Here is a 20,152-nt window from a genome sequence, read left to right as displayed (position 1 = left end):
GATGTTCAGGCCCCTCACACGTGCGAGGAGATTGGTTCATGCAACAGGCTATCGAACAATACGCCACAGGCGGTGTCTTGCGCATCAACGGCATCGGCAAGGTCTTCCCCGGCGTCAAGGCGCTTTCGGACATCAGTTTCGAAGCGCGCCCCGGCAGCGTCCATGCATTGATGGGTGAAAACGGTGCCGGTAAATCCACGCTGCTGAAAATTCTCGGCGGCTCTTATCAGCCCAACAGCGGCGCCTTGCAGATCGGCGAGCAGAGCTATCAGTTCAAGTCCACCGCCGAGAGCATCGCGGCTGGCGTGGCGGTGATTCACCAGGAGCTGCATCTGGTGCCGGAAATGACCGTTGCCGAGAACCTGCTGCTCGGGCACATGCCCAATCGCTTCGGTCTGATCAATCGCGGTGCGATGTACCGCCGGGCCGGCGAGCTGCTCAAGGGCCTGGCTGACGAGATAGACCCACGCACACGTCTGGGCGATCTTTCGCTGGGGCAGCGGCAATTGGTCGAGATCGCCAAGGCCATGTCGCGTAATGCCCACGTCATTGCCTTCGACGAGCCCACCAGCAGCCTGTCGGCGCGCGAGATCGACCGACTGATGGCGATCATCGTGCGCCTGCGCGACGAGGGCCGAGTGATTCTTTACGTGTCGCATCGCATGGAAGAAATCTTCCGTGTCTGTGATGCGGTGACGGTGTTCAAGGACGGCCGTTTTGTAAAAACCTTCGAACAGATGGCTGATCTTGATCACGACCGACTGGTGACCTGTATGGTCGGGCGCGATATCCAGAACATCTACAACTACCGTCCGCGTCAGCATCAGGGGCCAAGTCTGCGCGTCACCGGCCTGCTGGGGCCGGGCCTGCATGAGCCGGTCACCTTTGCCGTGCAGAAGGGCGAAGTATTGGGCTTTTTCGGCCTGGTCGGCGCCGGGCGTACCGAGCTGTTCCGGCTGCTCTCGGGGCTTACCCGCAGCTCTGCAGGCAGCCTGCAACTGGACGGCAAACCGCTGACACTCAAGTCACCGCGTGATGCCATCGAGGCCGGAATTCTGCTCTGCCCGGAGGACCGCAAGAAAGAAGGCATCGTGCCGCTGTCCAGCGTCGCGGAGAACATCAACATCGGTGCGCGCCCCCGGCACGTGAATCTCGGTTGCCTGATTCAGGGCAGTTGGGAGCGTGACAACGCACGCAGCCAGATCAAGTCGATGAACGTCAAGACGCCATCGCCCGAGCAGCAGATCATGTACCTCTCTGGCGGCAATCAACAGAAAGCGATTCTTGGTCGCTGGCTGTCGATGCCCATGAAAGTCCTGCTGCTGGACGAGCCGACTCGCGGGATCGACGTCGGGGCCAAGTCCGAGATTTACGAGATCATCCACAACCTGGCCGCAGACGGTATCGCGGTGATTGTGGTCTCCAGCGATCTGATGGAAGTGATGGGCATTTCAGACCGCATTCTGGTGATGAGCGAAGGCGCAATCACCGGTGAACTCAATCGCGACGAGGCTGACGAGTCGCGACTTCTGCAATTGGCTCTGCCTCGCACGCGCGGCTGACAATCGGTCCCTGACCATGAACAATAAAAAAGAGGTGCGTATGTCTACCGAATCCAGCCTGCAGGCTCCCCGTCAGGGCATGAACCTGCGTCGTTTCGCCGATGACTGGGTGATGCTCCTGGCTGCCGTGGGAATCTTCATTTTGTGTGCCGTGTTCATCGACAACTTCATGTCGCCGCTCAACATGCGGGGTCTGGGCCTGGCGATTTCCACAGTGGGCATCGCTGCCTGCACCATGCTCTTCTGCCTGGCGTCCGGGCACTTCGACCTTTCGGTCGGCTCGGTGCTGGCCTGTTCCGGGGTGATCGCCAGTATCGTCATCCGCGACACCGACAGTGTGTTTCTGGGCGTCTCGGCAGCTCTGGCGCTCGGACTGGTGGTGGGCCTGATCAACGGCATCGTGATTGCCAAGCTGCGCATCAACGCCCTGATCACGACCCTGGCAACGATGCAGATCGTGCGCGGCCTGGCGTATATTTTCTCCAACGGCAAGGCTGTCGGCGTTTCCAACGAGGATTTCTTCATCTTTGGCAATGGCCAGGTGTACGGCGTGCCGGTACCGATTCTGATCACCATCGCCTGCTTCATATTCTTCGGCTGGCTGCTCAATTACACCACTTACGGGCGCAACACCATGGCCATCGGCGGCAATCAGGAAGCTGCGCTGCTGGCGGGTGTACACGTAGACCGTACCAAGATCATCATCTTCGCCGTCCACGGTCTGGTGGGGGCACTGGCAGGCGTGGTGCTGGCCTCGCGCATGACCTCGGGTCAGCCGATGATCGGGCAGGGCTTCGAGCTGACGATCATTTCTGCCTGCGTACTGGGCGGGGTTTCGCTGAGCGGCGGCATCGGCATGATCCGGCATGTGATTGCCGGGGTGCTGATTCTGGCGATTATCGAAAATGCGATGAACCTCAAGAACATCGACACCTTCTACCAGTACGTGATTCGCGGCACGATCCTGTTGCTGGCGGTGATCATCGACCGGATGAAGCGTCGCTAAATTGTTCGGGCGCTGGTTCTCATGAATCAGCGTCCCGGTCATACCGGATTCAGTCCCGTACTGCGCTTCATCAACCGCCCAAAGTGTAACTACCGCGGTAGTTGAAATAGCAAACCGCCCGTGCGTGCGGTCTGAATCCATTCTTTCCGCGTTTCAGCGAGAATGCGGCGCCAGCGCCGAGCTGCCCAGCCTGGTCAGTCCGTAAAGCGCTGCACCGACCGCCAGCATGATGCCTGCTCGCAGCCAGGTTTCCGGACCTTGCTGAGTGAGCAGCAACAGGCACGAAAGAATGCCCAGCAGCGGAATAACCCAGTGGACCTGAAAGTGCCCGGCTTCGACCTTGTCGCGCTTGAGTACCAGCACGGCGATGTTCACGCTGAGAAATACGAAGAGCAGTAACAGCACGACTGTTTCGGCGAGGATGGTCAGGGTGCTGGTGAAGGACAGGGCAATGGCCACCAGCGTGGTCGCCAGAATTGCCAGCCCCGGCGTGCGGCGCTTGGGCAGCACCGAACCCATCACTGCAGGTAACAGTCCTTCGCGGGCCATGCCGAAGGTCAGTCGGCTGGCCATGATCATGGTCAGCAGCGCGCCGTTGGCCACCGCAATCAGCGCAATGACCGCAAACCAGGGCGCAGGTATGCCGAGCCCCGAGGCACTCACTACGTCCATCAGTGGTGCTTGGGAATCCTTGAGTTGCTCGACCGGCAGGACCATCGCTGCGCCCACGCCAACCAGCATGTACACCGCGCCGGCAGCCAGCAGTGCACCGAACAGGGCGCGTGGATAGACCTTGCGCACATCCTTGATCTCTTCGGCAAGATTGGCCGAAGTTTCAAACCCTACGAACGAATAGAACGCCAGCAATGAGGCACCGAGAATCGCTGTGGCGGGGGATGCGCTGTCCAGTTCAAACACGCGTTGCGGCACGCCTTGCCCTTGACTGACGAACCACACTGCCGCAGCGATGACCATCAGCAAGCCGCTCAGCTCGATGACTGTCATGACCAGATTGGCTGAAAGCGATTCCTTGATACCGCGTGCGTTGAGCAGGCCGACGATGACCAGAAATGCTACACAGACCCACTGCGCAGGCCAGTCGAGCAGCGCCTGAAAGTAGTCGCCGGCAAACGCCACGGCCAGTCCGGCAGCGCTGGTAACGCCAGCCGCGACCATGGAGAAGCCGACCAGAAACGAGAGCAGCGGCTTGCCGAAGGCTTTTTCGGCGTACACCGCGGCACCGCCCGCACGCGGGTATTTGGTCACCAGTTCGGCGTAGGACGCTGCGGTCAGCAAGGCAAAGCAGAGGGCAATCAGCAAGGGCGCCCAGATGGCTCCGCCGACGCGTCCGGCTATCGTGCCTGCCAATGCATAGACGCCAGCACCCAGCACGTCGCCGAGGATGAACAGGGTCAACATGGGAGCGGTGATCGCCCGGCGCAGTGATGAGGTGTCGGGAGTGGCCATGGTAGAAAATTCCTTTTCATTGACGCTACACAAGGCTAAAGGCCAAAGAGGGTAAGCGTTGGTCTGTTCATTGGCTCGTTCGAGCGTAGACCGTCAGCGACGCTGCTTTCTACAGTACGCAAGCAAGCGTCATTCAGGATCTGGCAGCGACAGCAGTCGGTACAGGCATGAAAAAGTGATCCTGATAACGGAGGTAAATTCAATCCGATGGACATCAAGCCTGACCGGCGGCGGTTTCAGTTCCACAGCGCGCAATAAAGTGGAGCATTCGGTTTGCAGGCTGTCTCAACCTTGCACTTGAGCCGATCGACAGAGGATACGAAGGTGGGACATGATAGCCAGCAACAGTTCCGTTTGGTCTGGAAGACACTGCAAACGTTAAGGGCGGAGGTGCGTAACCTGCAGCTCAGTGAACTGGAGCGTGTTGAGCGTTTAAGGGGGCAGCAGACGGTAGACACCCGCGAAGCTATCCAGCAATCGTTCGTCGGGCTTGAACAGGCAATCGATGATATCGAGGCCACGCTGGCGACCATTGGCGAGGCGACCGGAGAGATCGGCAAGCTTTGATCGTCCCGCAGAGCGCCTGACTCCAGAGCCGTCTGATGGCGGCCCTGGAGTCGTTTGCGCAGAGGAAACTCAGATTTTCGGGCCAGTCCAGCGGGGCGCGTTTCTCAAATCTTCACGCTGCTGTTGATCCGGTGATTTATGCGTCTCGCCGTATTCCACATGCAACTCGCCATCCAGGCGGTTGCTCGATGAACCGTCCTCTTGTGGCGTCTCGTCGAAATGCTTCCATTCGGCACTCTGGAAACGAAACAGGCTGTCGTCTTCCGGTGCTTCGCGCTCCCTGTAGTGATGGATCGAATAGTGGGCGTACTCGACCTTGTCACCCCAGTCAGCCTGCAACAGGCCGTCAGCGGCCAGGTCGCGATACCAGTCATTTTCCTTTTCGGAGGCTTTCTGCTTTTTGTTGTGGTCCACGAAGTAGCCAATGACTCCGCCTACCACCGCAACCACCACCCCGACCAGAAAGAAAGGTCCGGCCAGGGCTGTGGCCGCTGCGCCTCCTGCACCCACCAGTGCGGCGGTGCCCAACACGCCGGCTGAAGCGCCGAACGCGCCGCCCGCAATTTGCAGACCGCCTGCGGCCTGAGCCAGTTTGTCACCGGATTTGACACCGTCCCTGATGGTAAACGCTCCCAGCACGATGTCGGCGAAACCGCCGGCCAGATCTGTCGCCGGACCGAGAACCTTGACCACCGAACCGGCAATCTTGCTGGCCATCCCCGGCTTCAACTTGGTCTCGCTGTCCAGTCGCTGAGAGATGCCTTGCATTGCGGTGCGTTCGCTTTCAGCGCTACCGGTCAGGTCACCGATAACGGCCATCCGCGTGTCATCAGGGATGTCCAGTGCGTTGCGGATCTCGTCGAGCCGTGCCGCAGAAAGACCGCTGGGGCTGACTTCAACCTTCGGCGGTTTCATGTCCTGCTTGCCCCAGATTTCCGGCACGGTCTTGTCCAGCCCGAGTAAATCAACCAGGCCGCCTTTGCCCATCAGGTCACCCACCTTGTCGGCCAGGCGCACAAAATGGCTGGCGCCACCGGCAAAGCTGAGGAAGTCCTTGGCGATGGCCAGGCGCTGGAGCGGTGTCTCGCCGAGCTTGCCGCCATTCCCGACCATTTGATAAATGGCCGAGAACAAAGACACGCCAGCCGCGACGGAGCCCATGACACCCTTGCTGTTCAGCGTGTTGAAAATCTCGCCCAGCTTGCCGCGATCGGCGACCGGAATATAAGGCTTGGACAGGGCAGTCTTTATGTCGGCCTCACTGACTTTGCCATTTTTCTGATAAGCATCGCCCACTTCCTTCAGCGCCTTGGCGATATCAGCAGGTTTGGCGTTGCCCACGACGCCTTCCTCGATGAATTTCTCGAACGTCGGCTGCAGGAAGCGCGGCATGTCCACCAGAAAGCCTTTGAGTTCTGCCTTGAGCAGGCCGAACAGATCCTTGGTGGCGAGGGCGTTGTTTTCGTCACTGATTTTCGAAGGGTCGGCCACCAGGTCATTGAGGTCGCTGGTCAATCCGTCGGCCTGGATGGACTGCGCTGCCTTGCTGGCGGCTTCGGGATCGACCAGTGCCAGTGAGGACAACGTGTCGCTCAGGTCCTTTTGCGCTTCCTGGCCGAGCCCCTGTTTCTGCAAGTCCTTGAGGTAAAGTACGTAGTCGGGGCTCGCGGTGAGGTCCAGCAGTTTTTGCTTGATCTCGTCCTTATTGGGCACCTTGTTCACGGCATCGGTCAGCTTGCTCTGGTAGTCCTGCTGCACCGTAGGGTCGGAGAACAGCGTAGTCAGTTGCTCCTGCAGCTTGCCACCGTCAATGATGTCGTGCATGTCCGCCGAGCTCAGCTGAGTCTGCTTGCTGTCGAACTCTCGCCATGTGCCGCCGAATGCACCTTGTGCCTCCTCGTAGCCGGTCAGGCCGCGGCCATTGTCGTAGGCGGCCTGCGCTTCGATGGCCCGGACCAGCTTGGCGCGCGGATCGTCCTTGGGGATATCACCGTTTTTTACGCCTTCGCGGTATTGGTCGAGCAGCTCCTTGGTCGCCAGCTCACCCACATTCAGTTCTTCGGATTTTTCGTCGTCCTTGTCAGCCTTCACACCGGTTTTCTGACCCATGAGGTCAACTTCGGACGCACCGGGCAGGTTATGCCGACTGCGGGTTTCACTGATATTGCCGGTGCCCAGCTCATTCCATTTCTGCACCACGTCGTCATACAGCTGGGGGCTGGCGTCCTTGGAGACGATGAACTTGCCGTCGTCGTTCTCGAAGCGGATCAGCCCCGAACCCAGCTCGTCTGGCGAACCGATTGTGATGTCCTGGTTTTTCAGAAAATCGTTGGGGCCTGCCAACGTGTAGCCTTCTTCGCGGCTGCTGTTGATCTTGTCCCAAGCGTCCTTGAGCGTGGTGACCTTGTCGAACAGATCGGGTGTCAGTGCCTGGGTCACGACAATCACTTCGCCGCTCTGATTCTTGTAGCTGATCTGGCTGCCTTCCTGGCCGGGTATCCAGTTGAATTCGGTGATGTCGTTAAGGCCCGGTAAAGACGTGTTGCCGTCGGCGAGGAGTTGTCCTTCATTGACCGCCTTTTCCAGCGCCGCGCGTTTTTCGGGGTCTGAAACGACGCTTTGCAGTCCCGTCAAAAACTTGAACAGGCCGGGATTGTCATCACGGGCGACCACCACTTTTTCGCCGTTGTGTTCATAGCGAATGGTGCCAGGGCCGGCCTCGTTCAGCGGGCCGACGGTGGTGCCGAACACGGGCGGCCAGACTTCATTGTCGCCCGCACGACGATAACCTTCCGACTCGCTTTTGCTCAGCCCCGTCAGCGAGTTGTAGGCATCCTTGGCGGCAGCATACAGTTCGGGGTTATCGCGCTCGGACACCACAACTTTGTTGCCATCGCGGTCAACATAACGCATCACCCCCGGTCCGACCTCGTCGACCGGACCGACTTCTGCGAAATCGCCCAGTTTTGCGGGGATTTTTTCATCCGCGCCGGCCGCCCGATAGCCCTCCTGCTGGCTGCTGTTTATGCCGGAAAGGGATTTGAAGTCCGATGCAACCTGCTTGAACAGTTCCGGGTTGTCCTGTTGCGCCACCATGATCTTGCTGCCGTCGGCGGCCTCATAGCGAATCAGACCCGGCCCCATTTCATCCGGTGCCCCAATGCGCAGGTAGCCACCCAGGTTCGATGGCGCCTCGGCACCCGCCGCAGCCGGCTTGTAGCCCTGCGTCACGCTGGTCTTGAAGCCGGCGAGCCTGGGCTGATCCGCTACCACTTGCTGGTAGAGCGCCGGGCTGGTGGACCGGTAGACCAGTACGTGATCACCTTTCTCTGTCACATAGCGAATCGTATCGGCGGCGACAGTGCCCGGCTTTTCTATGGACGCATAATCGCCCAGCGCAGGCGCTTTCTCGGTCGCGCTTGCCGGACGATAGGTGCTGCTGCGGTTGCTCGATTGCAGCACCTGATTGAAGCGGATATTCGCGTTACCACTGGGGGTAGGGCTGGGGGCGGGTGTCGGGCTGACCGTTGACGTCGACATGGCGGGTAACTCCTGGTGTGGACAGTAGATGCGATTGGCCGTTGAACAAGATCTACTTCAGCCGCTCGCTAAAATCGCCATGTGTTGCGCAGCAGCCTTGACAGTCAGGCAATACACGTTGGCGACCCTGAAGTTTCAAACACATTGCACAGGGCATGGTTAAAACGAGTGCACACTTCTATAGTTTGAACGGGTTCTCGTTTTACGAATGTCCGGTCAGTGAACTTACTGAGCAGACACTAACACTTGGCGGGCAATAAGGAAGATCAATGCCTGCGTTTTCACAACGTTTCACACGCCCGCCGAGTATCAGCTCGTACGCCTGGAGGCCACGCAGCACAGTATCTGTGGCGTGGCTGATACCTGAAAACTTAATCTCTCCAGAAACAAGACAGTAATAAATATCATTTTGATATCATTGTTGGTTAATTGTTTTAACGGGTTGTGAAAACGCAATTTCACAACTTTTCACAGCATCCGATAATTCGCCTTGCGTAGTATTGATCTGGCGGAACAGTGAACGCATTGCTTGCTGGGATCATCAAGTAACAGTCCCGGGTTCACTGTTTGGTGATGGCATATTGCTCTGCCTCTCGGCAGTTGAAACTTCCCCCTCGAAGCAAGGAGAAACAACATGAGTGAGACTGCACCAGTAAGCTCCGGCAATTCGGACGCGGCAATCGAAAAGATGTCCGCTACCTTTGACATGGCTATCGAGAAATCGGCCAAGATCACTGAAATCTCCACTGCCAAGAAGGCAGAGCTGGACGCTACCAAGCAACGTCCTCAGAACTGATGTCGTGGTGTGGGCGGCGGCGCTGCCGCCCACACTCGCTTCTTGCACGATTTGCACCACGTCTTTCGATCGACAGCTTTACCCGGCTCTGACGTGCCGTTTCCGGTAGATCACACGGTGGTGACTCGATCATGACAGCCCTGATTTCATTGAGCGCAACGCCAGACGCTGCCGAGCAGAATAATGGCGTGGCATTGCTCGAAATTCTCCACGGCTTGCACCAGGGCGTTGTTCTGACGCTCGACAAGCCGCTCTATACAATCGGCAGTGCCGCCATGGCCGACCTCGTGCTGGGCGATGCCGGTATCGCTGCGCAGCATGCGCGCCTGCGGTTTTCCGAAGATCTCGTTGCCATTGAAGCGATGGGCGGCGACGTAACCGCAATGGATGCGCTTGGCAAGAGTCTGCTTATCCCCGAGGGGCATGGGCAGCGACTCGGGTTGCCCGTCGAACTGACGCTTGGACAAAGCCGTCTGCGCTTGCGCAGTACTCGACCTGCAAAAGCCTCGTCCGTTGAGCCGCGTAAACTGCACGCATTCAAGGTGCCGGTGTTGGGCGCGCTGTTGCTGCTGGTGACATGCGCCACTGCATTTGCGTTTCGTGCGCCGCCAGAGGCTGTGTCGCATCGCGGTGCCGTTGGTATGCCTGCAGCGCCTGCCAATGTATCTGCGCCGACGCTGGCCGAAGCCCGGACCTGGCTGGATCAAGCACTGCGCGACGCCAGGCTTGGTCAATTGCGCGTCCACGAGCAGGATGGTCAGCTGAGTGTGGCAGGCAGCTATCCCGCCGATCTTAAAAGCAGTTGGTTAAAGGTTCAGCGCGATTTCGACAGCCGCTTTGGTCAGCGCATCGTCCTGACTCCCAATGTTCAGGTGAGCGCGGCGGTTGCGACGCCACGTGTGCGCCTGCAAGCCGTCTGGTTCGGACGCAATCCATATGTCATCGACGAGCATGGCAAGCGCGTCTATCCCGGCGCGATACTGGCGGACGACTGGACGCTGGAAAGTATCGAAGGTGATCAGGTACGTCTGGTGCGTGGTCAGGAACGGTTTGCCTTCACATTATGAAAGTCGACCTGCGACCCATCACCCCGACTTCTCCGGAATCCTTGCCAGCTGTCGAGCGTGTCGCGCCGACGCAGCCCAGACAAGGCACGCGATTCGAAGCGCTGCTGGATCAACGCGAGCGCAAGGTCCGTCGCTCACTGCGTGGCGAGCTTGAACAGACCGAGCAGGCCGCTGGTGTCGCCGCGCCATTGTTTGGCCCGGCGCGCTCGCTGCAAGTATTGCACTACGTGCTTGATGAAGTGCTGCCCGCGCTGGATGCAGAACCTGAAATCCGCGAGTTGGCTGAAGCGGTGATTCGAGAGGAAATCGAATTGCGTCTCTTGCTTGAACAGCAGCGCGCCGAGGTGCAGCCATGAGTGCAGCCCAGGACCGCGAATGTGTCGAGTTGTTGACCGGGCTCGGTAATCTGTACCGCCGCAGCGGTCAGCCGCAGCGGGCACTGGTGATGTTGCTGATTGCCATCCAGCTGGCGCCGACCGACACCGCGCTATTGCACAGTCTGGCTCTGGCATTCACTGACAGTGGAGATGCTGACAGGGCCCTCGCTGCACTGGACCGTCTGGTCGAGCAGCAGGGCGAAAGTCCGTCCCTGCTTTTGTTGCGTAGCCGGGCACTATGGAAGGCCGGTCGCAGGGACGAAGCACGTCAGTGTTTCAGACGTTATCTGGATGCCCGGAGGGCCGCGCAATGACCCTCATGAACCGCCTCAACCGACTGGCCGAAATTGCCTCGAAACGCACCGATGTGATCATCGTAGCGTTCATGCTCATGGCCATCGCAATGATGATTATACCGCTGCCCACCTACCTGGTGGACGCGCTGATTGCTCTGAACATTGCGCTCAGCCTGCTGATTCTGATCGTCGCGTTTTACATCAATCATTCGGTGGAATTTTCGGCATTGCCACCGCTGATCCTGCTCAGCACCCTGTTTCGTCTTTCGCTGTCGATCACTACGACACGTCTGATCCTGCTGGATGGCAATGCCGGTCATATCGTCAAGGCGTTCGGCGACTTTGTGATCGCAGGTCAGGTCGTGGTCGGGCTGGTGGTGTTTCTGATCATTACCGTGGCGCAATTCGTGGTCATCACCAAAGGCGCCGAGCGGGTCGCCGAAGTCGCTGCTCGGTTTACCCTCGATGCAATGCCGGGCAAGCAGATGAGCATCGACAACGATCTGCGCAACGGTGACATCGATCAGGCCGAAGCCAGGCGCCGTCGTTCGCGCCTGGAGCGGGAAAGCCAGATGTTCGGGGCCATGGACGGTGCCATGAAATTCGTCAAGGGCGATGCCATTGCCGGGCTGGTGATCCTGTTCGTCAATCTGCTGGGCGGCATGATGATCGGCATGGTTCAGCGGGGTATGCCATTCGCCGAGGCGGCGCATACTTATTCGCTGCTGACCGTCGGCGATGGTCTGATCGCGCAGATCCCGGCGTTGTTGATTTCGGTGGCTGCAGGCACCGTGGTCACGCGGGTCAACAGCGATGGCGAAGAGCGCGACCTGGGCACCGAAATCGTCAGGCAATTGGGGGCCAGCCATCGGGCGCTGGGGCTGACCGCACTGATTCTGCTTGGCGTCGGGCTGCTGCCCGGATTTCCCATGCCGGTATTCGTAGTGCTGGCGGCACTGCTTGGCGGCAGCGCATTTTTCCTCTGGCGTCGTCAGCATCGGGCCAGCCTTCCCACTGCACAGCTCGAGCAACCTGAGCAACTGTCGGCGACTGAACCCGAGCCGGTCGTCGTGCAGGAGGATGCCGAGCGTCCCCGCGACACCCAGGTACTGTTGAGTATCGGGGCAGGGTTGGCCGAGGCGGCACCCCTGCAGCCGCTGCGCCAGCGCATCGAAGCCATGTGTCACGATATTCGCACGGATCTGGGCGTCGAGGTGCCGGTGCCGGACGTCTATCTGGATCGCTCAATGGCGGCAGATCGCTTTCAGGTCGAGCTGGAGGGCGTACCGGTCTGCGAAGGTGAATTCAGTGCCACGTCGCTGCTGCTACAAGATGATCCGCTGCATGCACAACTTATCTCCGTGGAGCCCTTCGAAGCCCCTTCGCCGATCAGTTCGCGTCCCGGTCGTTGGGTAGATCGCGAGCATGCCGATCAGTTGCAGGAGGCGGGCATCGGCTTTCTGTTCGCCGACGAAATCCTGCGCGCCACGCTGGAGCGCACCTTGCGTCGCTATGCTGCAGATTTCCTGGGTATTCAGGAAACCCGCGTGATGCTGGAGCAGCTTGAAGGCAAGTACGCAGAACTGGTCAAGGAGGCGTTACGCATCCTGCCCCTGCAACGTATTGCCGAAGTATTGCGGTTGCTGGTTGCCGAAGGTGTGTCAATACGCAACCGCCGTGGATTGCTGGAGGCGATGGTGGAGTGGGGCGGTCGCGAAGCCGACGCTGGGCGTCTGACTGAACATCTGCGCGCAGCGCTGGCGCGTCAGGTCAGCCACCAGTATGCCGATCGCAACCGGGTGATCAGCGCATTTGTGCTGGCCCCTGCCCTCGAAGAAAAATTGCGTACCGCGTTGGGCCGCCAGGACAGAAATCGTGACGCGCTGCCCGATGACATTGGACGGACCGTACTTGGACAATTGCGGCGCCTGTGCGCTGTGCTGCCCGAAGATGAGTCGACGGTATTGCTGGTACACCCCGAGCTGCGTCGCGGCCTGCGCCGCATCATCCTGCGTGGCGAGCTGCAGTTGCCTGTGCTGTCGTATCGCGAGCTGGCCAGCGAATACAACCTTCAAGCGGTCGGCACTGTCAGCCTGACCGATATCACTGCGCGCCCGGCCCCCAAGGCTGACGCGGCCACCTCTCTGGCGACTGCCTCATGATCTGTTCCGCTTCTGTAATTCGTCTGTTGTTTCTGGCGCTCAGTGCCTTGCTCATCGCTGGCGGTGCGAATGCCGAAACCATCGCCAAAGGCGCCAAGGGCACCGTTGATCTGGCGATTGGCGAAGGCCGGGTTCTGCATTTCTCGGCACCGGTGGACTCGGTCATGGTCGCAGAGCCAGGCATTGCCGACCTTCAGGTGGTATCGCCCGGTGTGATTTACGTGTTCGGCAAAACAGCCGGGCAGACCAGCCTGATCGCGCTGGACAGCGAGGGTCGGGAAACCGCGACCCTGAGCCTCGCCGTGAGCAGCGGCACGGCAGCGGTGAGCCGCCCGCTCAAGGCGCTGCACCCGCAGAGTCAGGCGCGCATCAATGCCAGCGGCAGCCGTGTGATCGCCAGCGGCGCCGTCCAGGATGTCGGTGAAGCGACCGACCTGAATGCCTTGCTGAGTACCGAGGGCCAGAACTTTCAGTCGACGGTCAACAGCGCCACTTACGCAGGCTCGGCACAGGTCAACATCCGTGTACGTTTCGCTGAAGTTTCACGCTCCGAACTGCTGCGCTATGGGGTGAACTGGAATGCGCTGTTCAATAACGGCACCTTTTCGTTTGGCCTGCTGACCGGTGGCAGCCTGGCTGCCGATGCCGCAAGCGGCGCGTCAAACGTCATCAGCGCCGGGCTCACCTCGGGTAACGTCAACATCGATGCGATGCTTGAGGCGTTGCAAAACAATGGCGTGCTTGAGGTGCTGGCAGAGCCGAACATCACGGCGATGACCGGGCAGACGGCGAGCTTTCTGGCGGGAGGTGAAGTGGCTGTACCGGTGCCCGTCAACCGTGAGGTGGTCGGTATCGAATACAAGCCTTACGGCGTCTCGCTGTTGTTCAGCCCGACGCTGCTGCCCAACGGCCGTATTGCCCTGCAAGTACGTCCTGAAGTCAGCAGCCTGATGAGCACCACCACGCTGGACGTCAATGGCTACCAGGTGCCTTCGTTCCGTGTGCGACGTGCCGACACCCGCGTGGAAGTCGGCAGCGGCCAGACATTCGCCATTGCCGGGCTGTTCCAGCGCGAGAGCAGTCAGGACATGGACAAGGTACCGATGCTTGGCGACATGCCGATTCTTGGCAGTCTGTTTCGCTCCAAACGCTTTCAGCGCAACGAGACCGAACTGGTGATTCTGATCACCCCTTATCTGGTCGAACCGGTCAAGGAGCGTGTGGCCGCCACCCCGTTGGACAAGCAGCGCGCAGCCAGCACCGCAGCGGCCGGACCGCGCAGTGGCGGCGCGTTCGGCTTTTACATGAACTGACAGGAACCGGCCATGAACCTCATTTCAAGCATGCCACGCCTGCCGATTCTGATGACGCTATGCCTGCTGGCAGGCTGCAAGACTCACCTTGACCCGGTCAGCTATTCGCCGGGTTACACGGCGGTGACCCGCGCCGATGGTCGCGTGGAACTGGTGCCGGATGCCTGCATGCAGCCCGCTGCGCAGGACGACATTGGCGTAGGGGAAGATTTTCAGCCGCTGCTGCCGCCGGGCTGCGCCAGCAATCTGATTCTGTTGCAGATGGTCGAGCAGCGCTCGGACGTGGTGCAGGGCCGTAGCACTGGCCCGGTGATGGCAGCCCCGGTGGGGCGGGCCGCGCAGGTGTACATCGATGGCTATGACCGCGAAGAACTGCGCCGCCGTCAGGCGGAGCAGCAGGCCAACACCGACACTCGGGAGGCGCGATGATTTCAGCGAGCGTCGACCAGACCCAATTCGCGTGCCTGTTCGGCACGGTCGGGTATTGCCTTGATACGTCGAGCCTCGGCGATCAGTTTGCTGCGTTCGGCCTTGGGAATGTCGTCGAAGGTCATGCTTTTGAGGTCTTTCTCTTTACCGGCGAGCACCATCACCAGCAATTGATTGCGCTGGTGGCGGGGTTGCGCCAGCGGCGACTGGCTAACGCGGCCAATGGTTTCCAAGGCCTTTTTATTGTCGTCACCCAGCACATAGGCAAGGGCCAGGTTGCAGCGGGTGTCCAGATCGTTCGGTGCCAGACGAAGGCTGGTATTGAAGGCGTTCTGGGACTTGTCGGCCTCACCGCTGAGAATGTAGGCGATGCCCAGTCGGTTCCACGCCTGCGGCTGCTGCAGGGCAGTCGCGGCCTGATTGAGTACGGTGACGGCGCGTTGCAGCTTGCCCTGACGCAACTGCGCGGTGCCCAGGCCCAACAAGGCGTCAGGGTCATCGGCCTTGAGCTCCAGCGCACGTTGATAGGCGCGCTCCGCGCCGCGCGTGTCGTTGCTGGCAAGCAGTGCGGCACCGAGTTTACGCCAGGATTCGACGCCGGCTTCAGGCTGTTGCGTGGCGCGCTGGTAGAACGACGCAGCCGTCGTCGAGTCGCCGCGTTTTTCCAGGTCGGCGGCCAGTTGCATGAAGCGCTCGTAACTGGCATCGGTCTTGGGCTGGGTCGTGCACGCCGTCAGGGTCAGGCAGCCGAGCAACAACAACGTGGAGATGGAACGAGGTGGCATGGACAGGGCTCTTGTGAAAGGGGACGGGGCGAGGCAATTCAGCCGTCGACGGCCTTCGCGGGCGAGCGCCAGTTTATAGCCCCGGCGCTGAATTGCGACCGTTTTTTGAGCATGGTTTTTCGCGTCGCTGCGGGCCAGCGCTCGAGGCAGCGCCGCAACCGGCAGGGAGGGCGCCATGCCGTTTTTCAAGGCTGAGTGGCGCATCGCGCTACGGCTGTTGGTGATTCTGCTGTGCTCACTGCCCGGTGCGTTGAACGCGGCGTCGGAGCGCGAACCCGAGTGGTTCGCCGAGCCTTATGCCTATGTGTTGGTCGACCAGGATATTCGCGGTGCACTCACCGAGTTCGCGCAGAACCTCGACCTGATCGTGGTGTTCTCCGACAAGGTACGCGGCAACGCCCGCGGTACGGTACGCGGCGAAACGGCTGGAGAGTTTCTTGGCCGCCTGTGCGATGCCAATCAGTTGAGCTGGTACTTCGACGGTAACGTTCTGCACATCGCGGGCGCTGATGAGGTCGGTACGCGGGTTTTCGACCTGCAGGGCACCCGGCTGCAAGAGTTGCAGGACTATCTGGCCCGCTTGCAGGTCTCCGGCCAGCCGATGTCCAGTCGCGTCAGCCCGGATAACGACAGTCTGTTCGTGTCCGGACCGCCAGCTTATCTGGCGCAGATTCAGCAGCATGTGGATCGTCAACCTGTCGCCGAGGCCGCACCCGTGGTGCGCGAACGCGGTGTGCGGGTGTTTCGAGGCGGTGTCGTCACTCAAGTCGCCACCGACCGTCAGTAACCCCAAAAGGAGCACTACCCATGTCCGTCAACTCCGTAGATAGCAATGTCGACGTCAATGTTTCCAGTCAGGAATCGCGTTTCAACGCCGCCGTCGAGAACGCCGAACAGGCCTCCAGCGACAGTGAGTTCAACGACGCGCTGATCACTCAGGCCGTCACCATCGGTGGGCAGTTCATCATCATGCCGCGAGCTCAGGAAATGCTGAACGAAGCCCAGTCCGATGACGACTCCGAATAGGGTACGACCATGTCTGTGAATCTAGCTGCGTCACCGGCGGCGGCTGCCTTGCCGTCGCCGGGAGGAGGCGCGGGGCCGCAGGCTTCGCAGAACCTCTTCGAACACATGGCCGAGACGTCCAAGGGGATGCCGCAGGGCGCCAGCCCGCATCAGATCGGCACCAACCTGATGGAGCGGCTGGACGGCTTTATCGACCGCTCTCGGCAGTTCTCCCAGCGTGCCGACGCCTTGACCCAGGGCAGCGCGCCGCAGGCGGCCAGTCAGCCGCCAACAACTGCCGCGAGCGCTGCTCAGACGACCGGCAAAGTCGGTGGGCCGCAGGTCGATCAGATCGTGCAGTCGTTGGGGCGGATGTTCGACTACTCCATCGAAACCCAGATGGTGGTGCGCGGGGCGACCCAGATATCCGGCTCCGCCAACACCCTTCTCAAAGGTCAATGAATCATGTCCAAACGCTGCCGTGTCCTGCGCCTGCTGATCGTGGCCACGCTTGCCAGCCTGTTGCAGGCCTGCGACATCGATCTCTACACCAACCTTGGCGAGCGAGAAGCCAATGCCATGCTGGCTGTGTTGCTGCGCGACGGCATACCGGCGTCGCGCAAGGTGCAGGACAACGGCCAGCTCAAGGTCATGGTCGACGAAAAGCGCTTCGCCGAGGCCATGGCAGCACTGGACGATGCAGGCTTGCCGGGGCAGAGCTTCTCCAACATGGGCGAGGTGTTCAAGGGCAATGGCCTGGTGTCCTCGCCAGTACAGGAGCGCGCCCAGATGGTCTATGCGCTCAGTGAAGAGTTGTCACACACGGTTTCGCAGATCGACGGCATTCTGTCCGCGCGGGTGCATGTCGTGCTGCCGGACAATGACCTGCTCAAGCGAGTGATTTCGCCGTCCTCGGCCTCGGTGCTGGTGCGCTACGACCCGCGCACCGACATCAACGTGCTGATACCGCAGATCAAGACCCTGGTCGCCAATGGTATTTCCGGGCTGGGCTACGACGGTGTGTCGGTGACGGCTATCAAGGCAGCGCTCCCCGACAAGGCCGGCGCGCAGCCGCAACTGGCGAGCTTCTTCGGGCTGTGGATGCTGGAGGATGATGTTCCGGCGGCGCGCTGGCTGTTCGGCAGCCTGTTGCTGATCGCGCTGGTGCTTGCCGGATTGCTGAGTCGTCAGTTCTGGCAACGTCGCCGGGTCGAGGGCACCTATGTCTTGAGTGATGCACCATGAATGCTGCGCTGACCGAGCAGTGGCAGGCACTCGTCGAGCGGCCTTTGACGTTTGTCCGCGAACGCTGGCTGGCCGAATGCCTGCAACGCGATGTCGATCCTGCCACGCTGGCTTCACTGCGCGATTCGTCGCGCTTTGCTACACGCTTCGAGCAGCTGTTGAATGCGCATTTCAAGCTGCAACCACTGCCGCAACTGGAACAGCCAGCGCAGAGTGACCTGGCTGTTCTGTTGTTGACCGACGAAGATTTTGCACGTTTGCCGCGCTTGTGTGGCGCGGTCTGGCATGCCGCCACGCTGAGTCGGGAAATTCGTGGTGACGTGGTCAGCGAGTACCGTCAATTGCTGGGTGATGATGCTTTTTCACTGGCACTCGCTCAGCGCCAACTGGCCGGGGCCGCCAACCTGCTGCGCACACCGGTCGAACTCGTCCAGGCCATCGATCGCGATGGTGCGCGCTGCGTGGCCGCCTGGCTCGAGGCCCAACCCATCGAACTGCAAGCCTGGCTGCGCCTGCGTCTGGACATTGCGCAAAATCAGCCTCAGCCAGGCGATGAACGACAGGTGGCCGTGGTGCGAACCGTTGCCCGCCTGCTGACCGGGAGCGACGACCATGAGTGATCTGCCGACCCGACCCGCTTCACGGATCGTGCGCGCTGCCGAAGCGGCCCGCTGGATCGACGGCTACGCGTTCGTCGAGGCCGCTCATCAGGAGGCGCGGTCGGTTCGCGAAAACAGTGCGCAATGGCTGGAGCAGGCCCGCGCCGAAGGTTTCGAGCGCGCCCGTCAGGACGGCGCCGAGCAGGTCGCGGCGTTGCTGGCAAAGACCAGCGCCGAGGTCGAGCGTTACCTGGCGGGGCTGGAAAGCTCGCTGGCTGAACTGGCGCTGGGGATTGCCCGCCAGGTGCTGGGCGAACTGGATGACCACGAACGCCTGCTGCGCTGCACCGCAGAGGCACTGTCGGCGTTTCGTCAGGATCAGGCGCTGACGCTGTATGTGCCGCGTGCCGACGTAGAAGCGTTGCGTCGACGGCTGGCCCACGAGGCGCCGCCGGCACTGAAGTCGCTGAGTGTCGTCGGTGACGATCAGCTGGCAGCCGGTCAAGCGCGGCTGGGTAGCCCGGCGGGCTCCGTTGAACTCGGGCTGGACGCGCAACTGGACAACCTGCGGCGTGCGCTGTTGCCGTTGGCAGAAGGGGATGCTTCTTGAATGAGGCCCTGATCAGGCTGCTGCCCGGTCTTCAGCGGCGCTTGCAGCTCGCCCAGCCCAGACCGATGCGCGGCACCTTGCGCAGCATTCGCGGCGTGTTGTTGCGCGCCAGTGTGGCTGGGGTACGGATTGGCGAGCTGTGCATGTTGCGCGACCCTGGAAACGGACGAGAGCTGTCGGCCGAAGTGATCGGGTTCGATGAGGATGACGCGATTCTGTCGCCGATCGGCTCCATGGAAGGGTTGTCGACCCGTACCCAGATCATCGCTACCGGCCAGGCGTTGGGCGTGCAGGTCGGCGACGCCTTGCTGGGCCGGGTCATCAGCCCGATGGGCGAGTTTCTCGACGGTCCTGCACCGGTGGTTGCCAGCGGTTTGCAGCGTTACCCCTTGCATGCCGAGCCACCCGCGCCGTTCAGTCGTCAGCGCATCGTCAAGCCACTTTCGCTTGGGGTACGTTCCATCGACAGCCTGTTGACCCTGGCGCAGGGACAACGCATGGGTATTTTTGGCGAGCCAGGGGTGGGCAAGTCCTCACTGCTGGCCAGTATCGTGCGTAACAGCAATGTCGATGTGATTGTCATCGGCCTGATCGGCGAGCGCGGGCGTGAAGTGCGTGAACTGTTGGAGGGGCAGCTGGATGCCACGGCGCGGGCGCGCACGGTGGCCGTGGTTGCCACCTCGGATCGGCCTGCCGCCGAGCGGGTCAGGGCGGCGTACGTGGCGACCACCCAGGCTGAATATCATCGCGACCAGGGCCGCAGCGTGCTGCTGCTGATGGACAGCCTGACCCGATTTGCCCGTGCTCAGCGTGAGCTCGGTCTGGCGGTGGGTGAGCCGCCGACCCGGCGCGGTTATCCGCCGTCATTTTTCTCGGCGTTGCCGCGTCTGCTGGAGCGCGCCGGCCCTGGACCATCAGGCAGCATTACGGCGCTGTATACCGTGCTGACCGAAGGTGATGCGAGCATGGACCCGGTGGCTGAGGAAACCCGTTCCATTCTCGACGGCCACATCGTGCTGAGCGCCGATCTGGCACAGCGTGATCATTTTCCGGCAATCGACGTACTGCGCAGTCGAAGCCGCCTGATGGACCACATCGCGACAACAGAACACCGGCAACTGGCATCGCGGATGCGCGAGCTCATCGCCCGGCGCCAGGAGATCGAGCTGTTGATTCAGGTGGGTGAATACGCGGCCGGCAGCGACCCGCTGGCCGATGAGGCGATTGCCCGGCACGCAGACATTGAGGCCTTTCTGCGTCAGCCCGCCACCGAGCATGACAGTCTGGAACTGACCTTGATGCAGATGCGCAAGGTGCTGGCATGAA

Annotated in this window: 20 protein-coding genes; 17 read left to right on the top strand and 3 right to left on the bottom strand. The window is 60.8% G+C overall.

Going from position 1 to position 20,152, the window contains the following annotated elements; genetic code table 11:
* Nucleotides 1–38: 38 nt before the first annotated feature.
* Both araG and araH read left to right on the top strand, forming a co-directional pair.
* On the top strand, nucleotides 39–1,562 hold the full coding sequence (gene araG, locus ACW55A_RS05810; RefSeq protein ID WP_455809041.1) for an L-arabinose ABC transporter ATP-binding protein AraG: 1,524 nt from the start codon (nucleotides 39–41) through the stop codon (nucleotides 1,560–1,562).
* A 40-nt stretch (nucleotides 1,563–1,602) separates the two neighbouring features.
* Complete coding sequence (gene araH / locus ACW55A_RS05805) at nucleotides 1,603–2,568, top strand: L-arabinose ABC transporter permease AraH (protein ID WP_003369163.1); 966 nt, start codon at nucleotides 1,603–1,605, stop codon at nucleotides 2,566–2,568.
* Nucleotides 2,569–2,721: 153 nt separating this feature from the next.
* On the opposite strand, the gene ACW55A_RS05800 is transcribed toward araH, so the two are convergent.
* Nucleotides 2,722–4,035, bottom strand: a complete 1,314-nt coding sequence (locus ACW55A_RS05800) for an APC family permease (RefSeq protein ID WP_003369165.1) — start codon at nucleotides 4,033–4,035, stop codon at nucleotides 2,722–2,724.
* A gap of 324 nt (nucleotides 4,036–4,359) precedes the next feature.
* Between ACW55A_RS05800 and ACW55A_RS05795 the strand changes: the two genes are divergently transcribed.
* Entirely contained in the window at nucleotides 4,360–4,602 is a 243-nt protein-coding gene (locus ACW55A_RS05795) for a hypothetical protein (RefSeq protein WP_042930737.1), read from the top strand.
* 69 nt (nucleotides 4,603–4,671) lie between these two features.
* Here the strand turns inward: ACW55A_RS05795 and ACW55A_RS05790 are convergent, their stop codons facing one another.
* Nucleotides 4,672–8,142 carry a hypothetical protein gene (locus ACW55A_RS05790; protein ID WP_498810674.1) on the bottom strand — a complete coding sequence of 1,157 codons (3,471 nt, stop codon included), beginning with the start codon at nucleotides 8,140–8,142 and terminating at the stop codon, nucleotides 4,672–4,674.
* 634 nt (nucleotides 8,143–8,776) lie between these two features.
* Between ACW55A_RS05790 and ACW55A_RS05785 the strand changes: the two genes are divergently transcribed.
* The 7 genes from ACW55A_RS05785 to ACW55A_RS05755 all read left to right on the top strand — a co-directional run bounded on the left by ACW55A_RS05785 (nucleotide 8,777) and on the right by ACW55A_RS05755 (nucleotide 14,582).
* A complete protein-coding gene (locus tag ACW55A_RS05785; RefSeq protein ID WP_003369172.1) occupies nucleotides 8,777–8,938 on the top strand; it encodes a hypothetical protein in 162 nt (53 codons plus the stop codon).
* 131 nt (nucleotides 8,939–9,069) lie between these two features.
* The gene (locus ACW55A_RS05780) at nucleotides 9,070–10,005 is read left to right on the top strand and encodes a SctD/MshK family protein (RefSeq protein WP_498810675.1); all 936 of its coding nucleotides are present in this window, start codon (nucleotides 9,070–9,072) and stop codon (nucleotides 10,003–10,005) included.
* Nucleotides 10,002–10,361, top strand: coding sequence for a hypothetical protein (locus ACW55A_RS05775; RefSeq protein WP_455809037.1), 360 nt, complete (start codon nucleotides 10,002–10,004; stop codon nucleotides 10,359–10,361). The genes ACW55A_RS05780 and ACW55A_RS05775 overlap by 4 nt, the downstream gene beginning before the upstream one ends.
* A complete protein-coding gene (sctY, locus tag ACW55A_RS05770) occupies nucleotides 10,358–10,696 on the top strand; it encodes a type III secretion apparatus assembly chaperone SctY (RefSeq protein ID WP_003434227.1) in 339 nt (112 codons plus the stop codon). The genes ACW55A_RS05775 and sctY overlap by 4 nt, the downstream gene beginning before the upstream one ends.
* Nucleotides 10,693–12,840, top strand: coding sequence for a type III secretion system export apparatus subunit SctV (sctV, locus tag ACW55A_RS05765; RefSeq protein WP_058397009.1), 2,148 nt, complete (start codon nucleotides 10,693–10,695; stop codon nucleotides 12,838–12,840). Before sctY ends, sctV begins: the two co-directional genes overlap by 4 nt.
* Complete coding sequence (locus ACW55A_RS05760) at nucleotides 12,837–14,153, top strand: type II and III secretion system protein family protein (RefSeq protein WP_096106803.1); 1,317 nt, start codon at nucleotides 12,837–12,839, stop codon at nucleotides 14,151–14,153. Before sctV ends, ACW55A_RS05760 begins: the two co-directional genes overlap by 4 nt.
* Nucleotides 14,154–14,165: 12 nt before the next feature.
* On the top strand, nucleotides 14,166–14,582 hold the full coding sequence (locus tag ACW55A_RS05755) for a hypothetical protein (protein ID WP_003369187.1): 417 nt from the start codon (nucleotides 14,166–14,168) through the stop codon (nucleotides 14,580–14,582).
* A 2-nt stretch (nucleotides 14,583–14,584) separates the two neighbouring features.
* Here the strand turns inward: ACW55A_RS05755 and ACW55A_RS05750 are convergent, their stop codons facing one another.
* Nucleotides 14,585–15,367, bottom strand: coding sequence for a tetratricopeptide repeat protein (locus ACW55A_RS05750; RefSeq protein WP_096121310.1), 783 nt, complete (start codon nucleotides 15,365–15,367; stop codon nucleotides 14,585–14,587).
* A 175-nt stretch (nucleotides 15,368–15,542) separates the two neighbouring features.
* Here ACW55A_RS05750 and ACW55A_RS05745 point away from each other — a divergent pair, with 175 nt between their 5' ends.
* The 7 genes from ACW55A_RS05745 to ACW55A_RS05715 are packed head-to-tail and all read left to right on the top strand — an operon-like array spanning nucleotide 15,543 to nucleotide 20,151.
* Complete coding sequence (locus ACW55A_RS05745; protein ID WP_096104874.1) at nucleotides 15,543–16,154, top strand: type III secretion protein; 612 nt, start codon at nucleotides 15,543–15,545, stop codon at nucleotides 16,152–16,154.
* Between the two features lie 20 nt (nucleotides 16,155–16,174).
* A complete protein-coding gene (locus ACW55A_RS05740) occupies nucleotides 16,175–16,393 on the top strand; it encodes a hypothetical protein (protein WP_003369190.1) in 219 nt (72 codons plus the stop codon).
* A gap of 9 nt (nucleotides 16,394–16,402) precedes the next feature.
* The gene (locus ACW55A_RS05735) at nucleotides 16,403–16,834 is read left to right on the top strand and encodes a hypothetical protein (protein ID WP_032609606.1); all 432 of its coding nucleotides are present in this window, start codon (nucleotides 16,403–16,405) and stop codon (nucleotides 16,832–16,834) included.
* Nucleotides 16,835–16,837: 3 nt separating this feature from the next.
* On the top strand, nucleotides 16,838–17,617 hold the full coding sequence (sctJ, locus tag ACW55A_RS05730; protein WP_003434222.1) for a type III secretion system inner membrane ring lipoprotein SctJ: 780 nt from the start codon (nucleotides 16,838–16,840) through the stop codon (nucleotides 17,615–17,617).
* Nucleotides 17,614–18,237, top strand: a complete 624-nt coding sequence (locus ACW55A_RS05725; protein ID WP_003369197.1) for a hypothetical protein — start codon at nucleotides 17,614–17,616, stop codon at nucleotides 18,235–18,237. The genes sctJ and ACW55A_RS05725 overlap by 4 nt, the downstream gene beginning before the upstream one ends.
* Nucleotides 18,230–18,826, top strand: a complete 597-nt coding sequence (locus tag ACW55A_RS05720) for a FliH/SctL family protein (RefSeq protein WP_003369199.1) — start codon at nucleotides 18,230–18,232, stop codon at nucleotides 18,824–18,826. The genes ACW55A_RS05725 and ACW55A_RS05720 overlap by 8 nt, the downstream gene beginning before the upstream one ends.
* A complete protein-coding gene (locus tag ACW55A_RS05715) occupies nucleotides 18,823–20,151 on the top strand; it encodes a FliI/YscN family ATPase (protein WP_455809035.1) in 1,329 nt (442 codons plus the stop codon). The genes ACW55A_RS05720 and ACW55A_RS05715 overlap by 4 nt, the downstream gene beginning before the upstream one ends.
* Nucleotide 20,152 lies beyond the last annotated feature (1 nt).

The organism is Plantibacter cousiniae (nom. nud.), from assembly GCF_977070315.1.
Note: the sequence above shows the minus strand (reverse complement) of the source record. Positions and strands in the feature narration are given on the sequence as shown.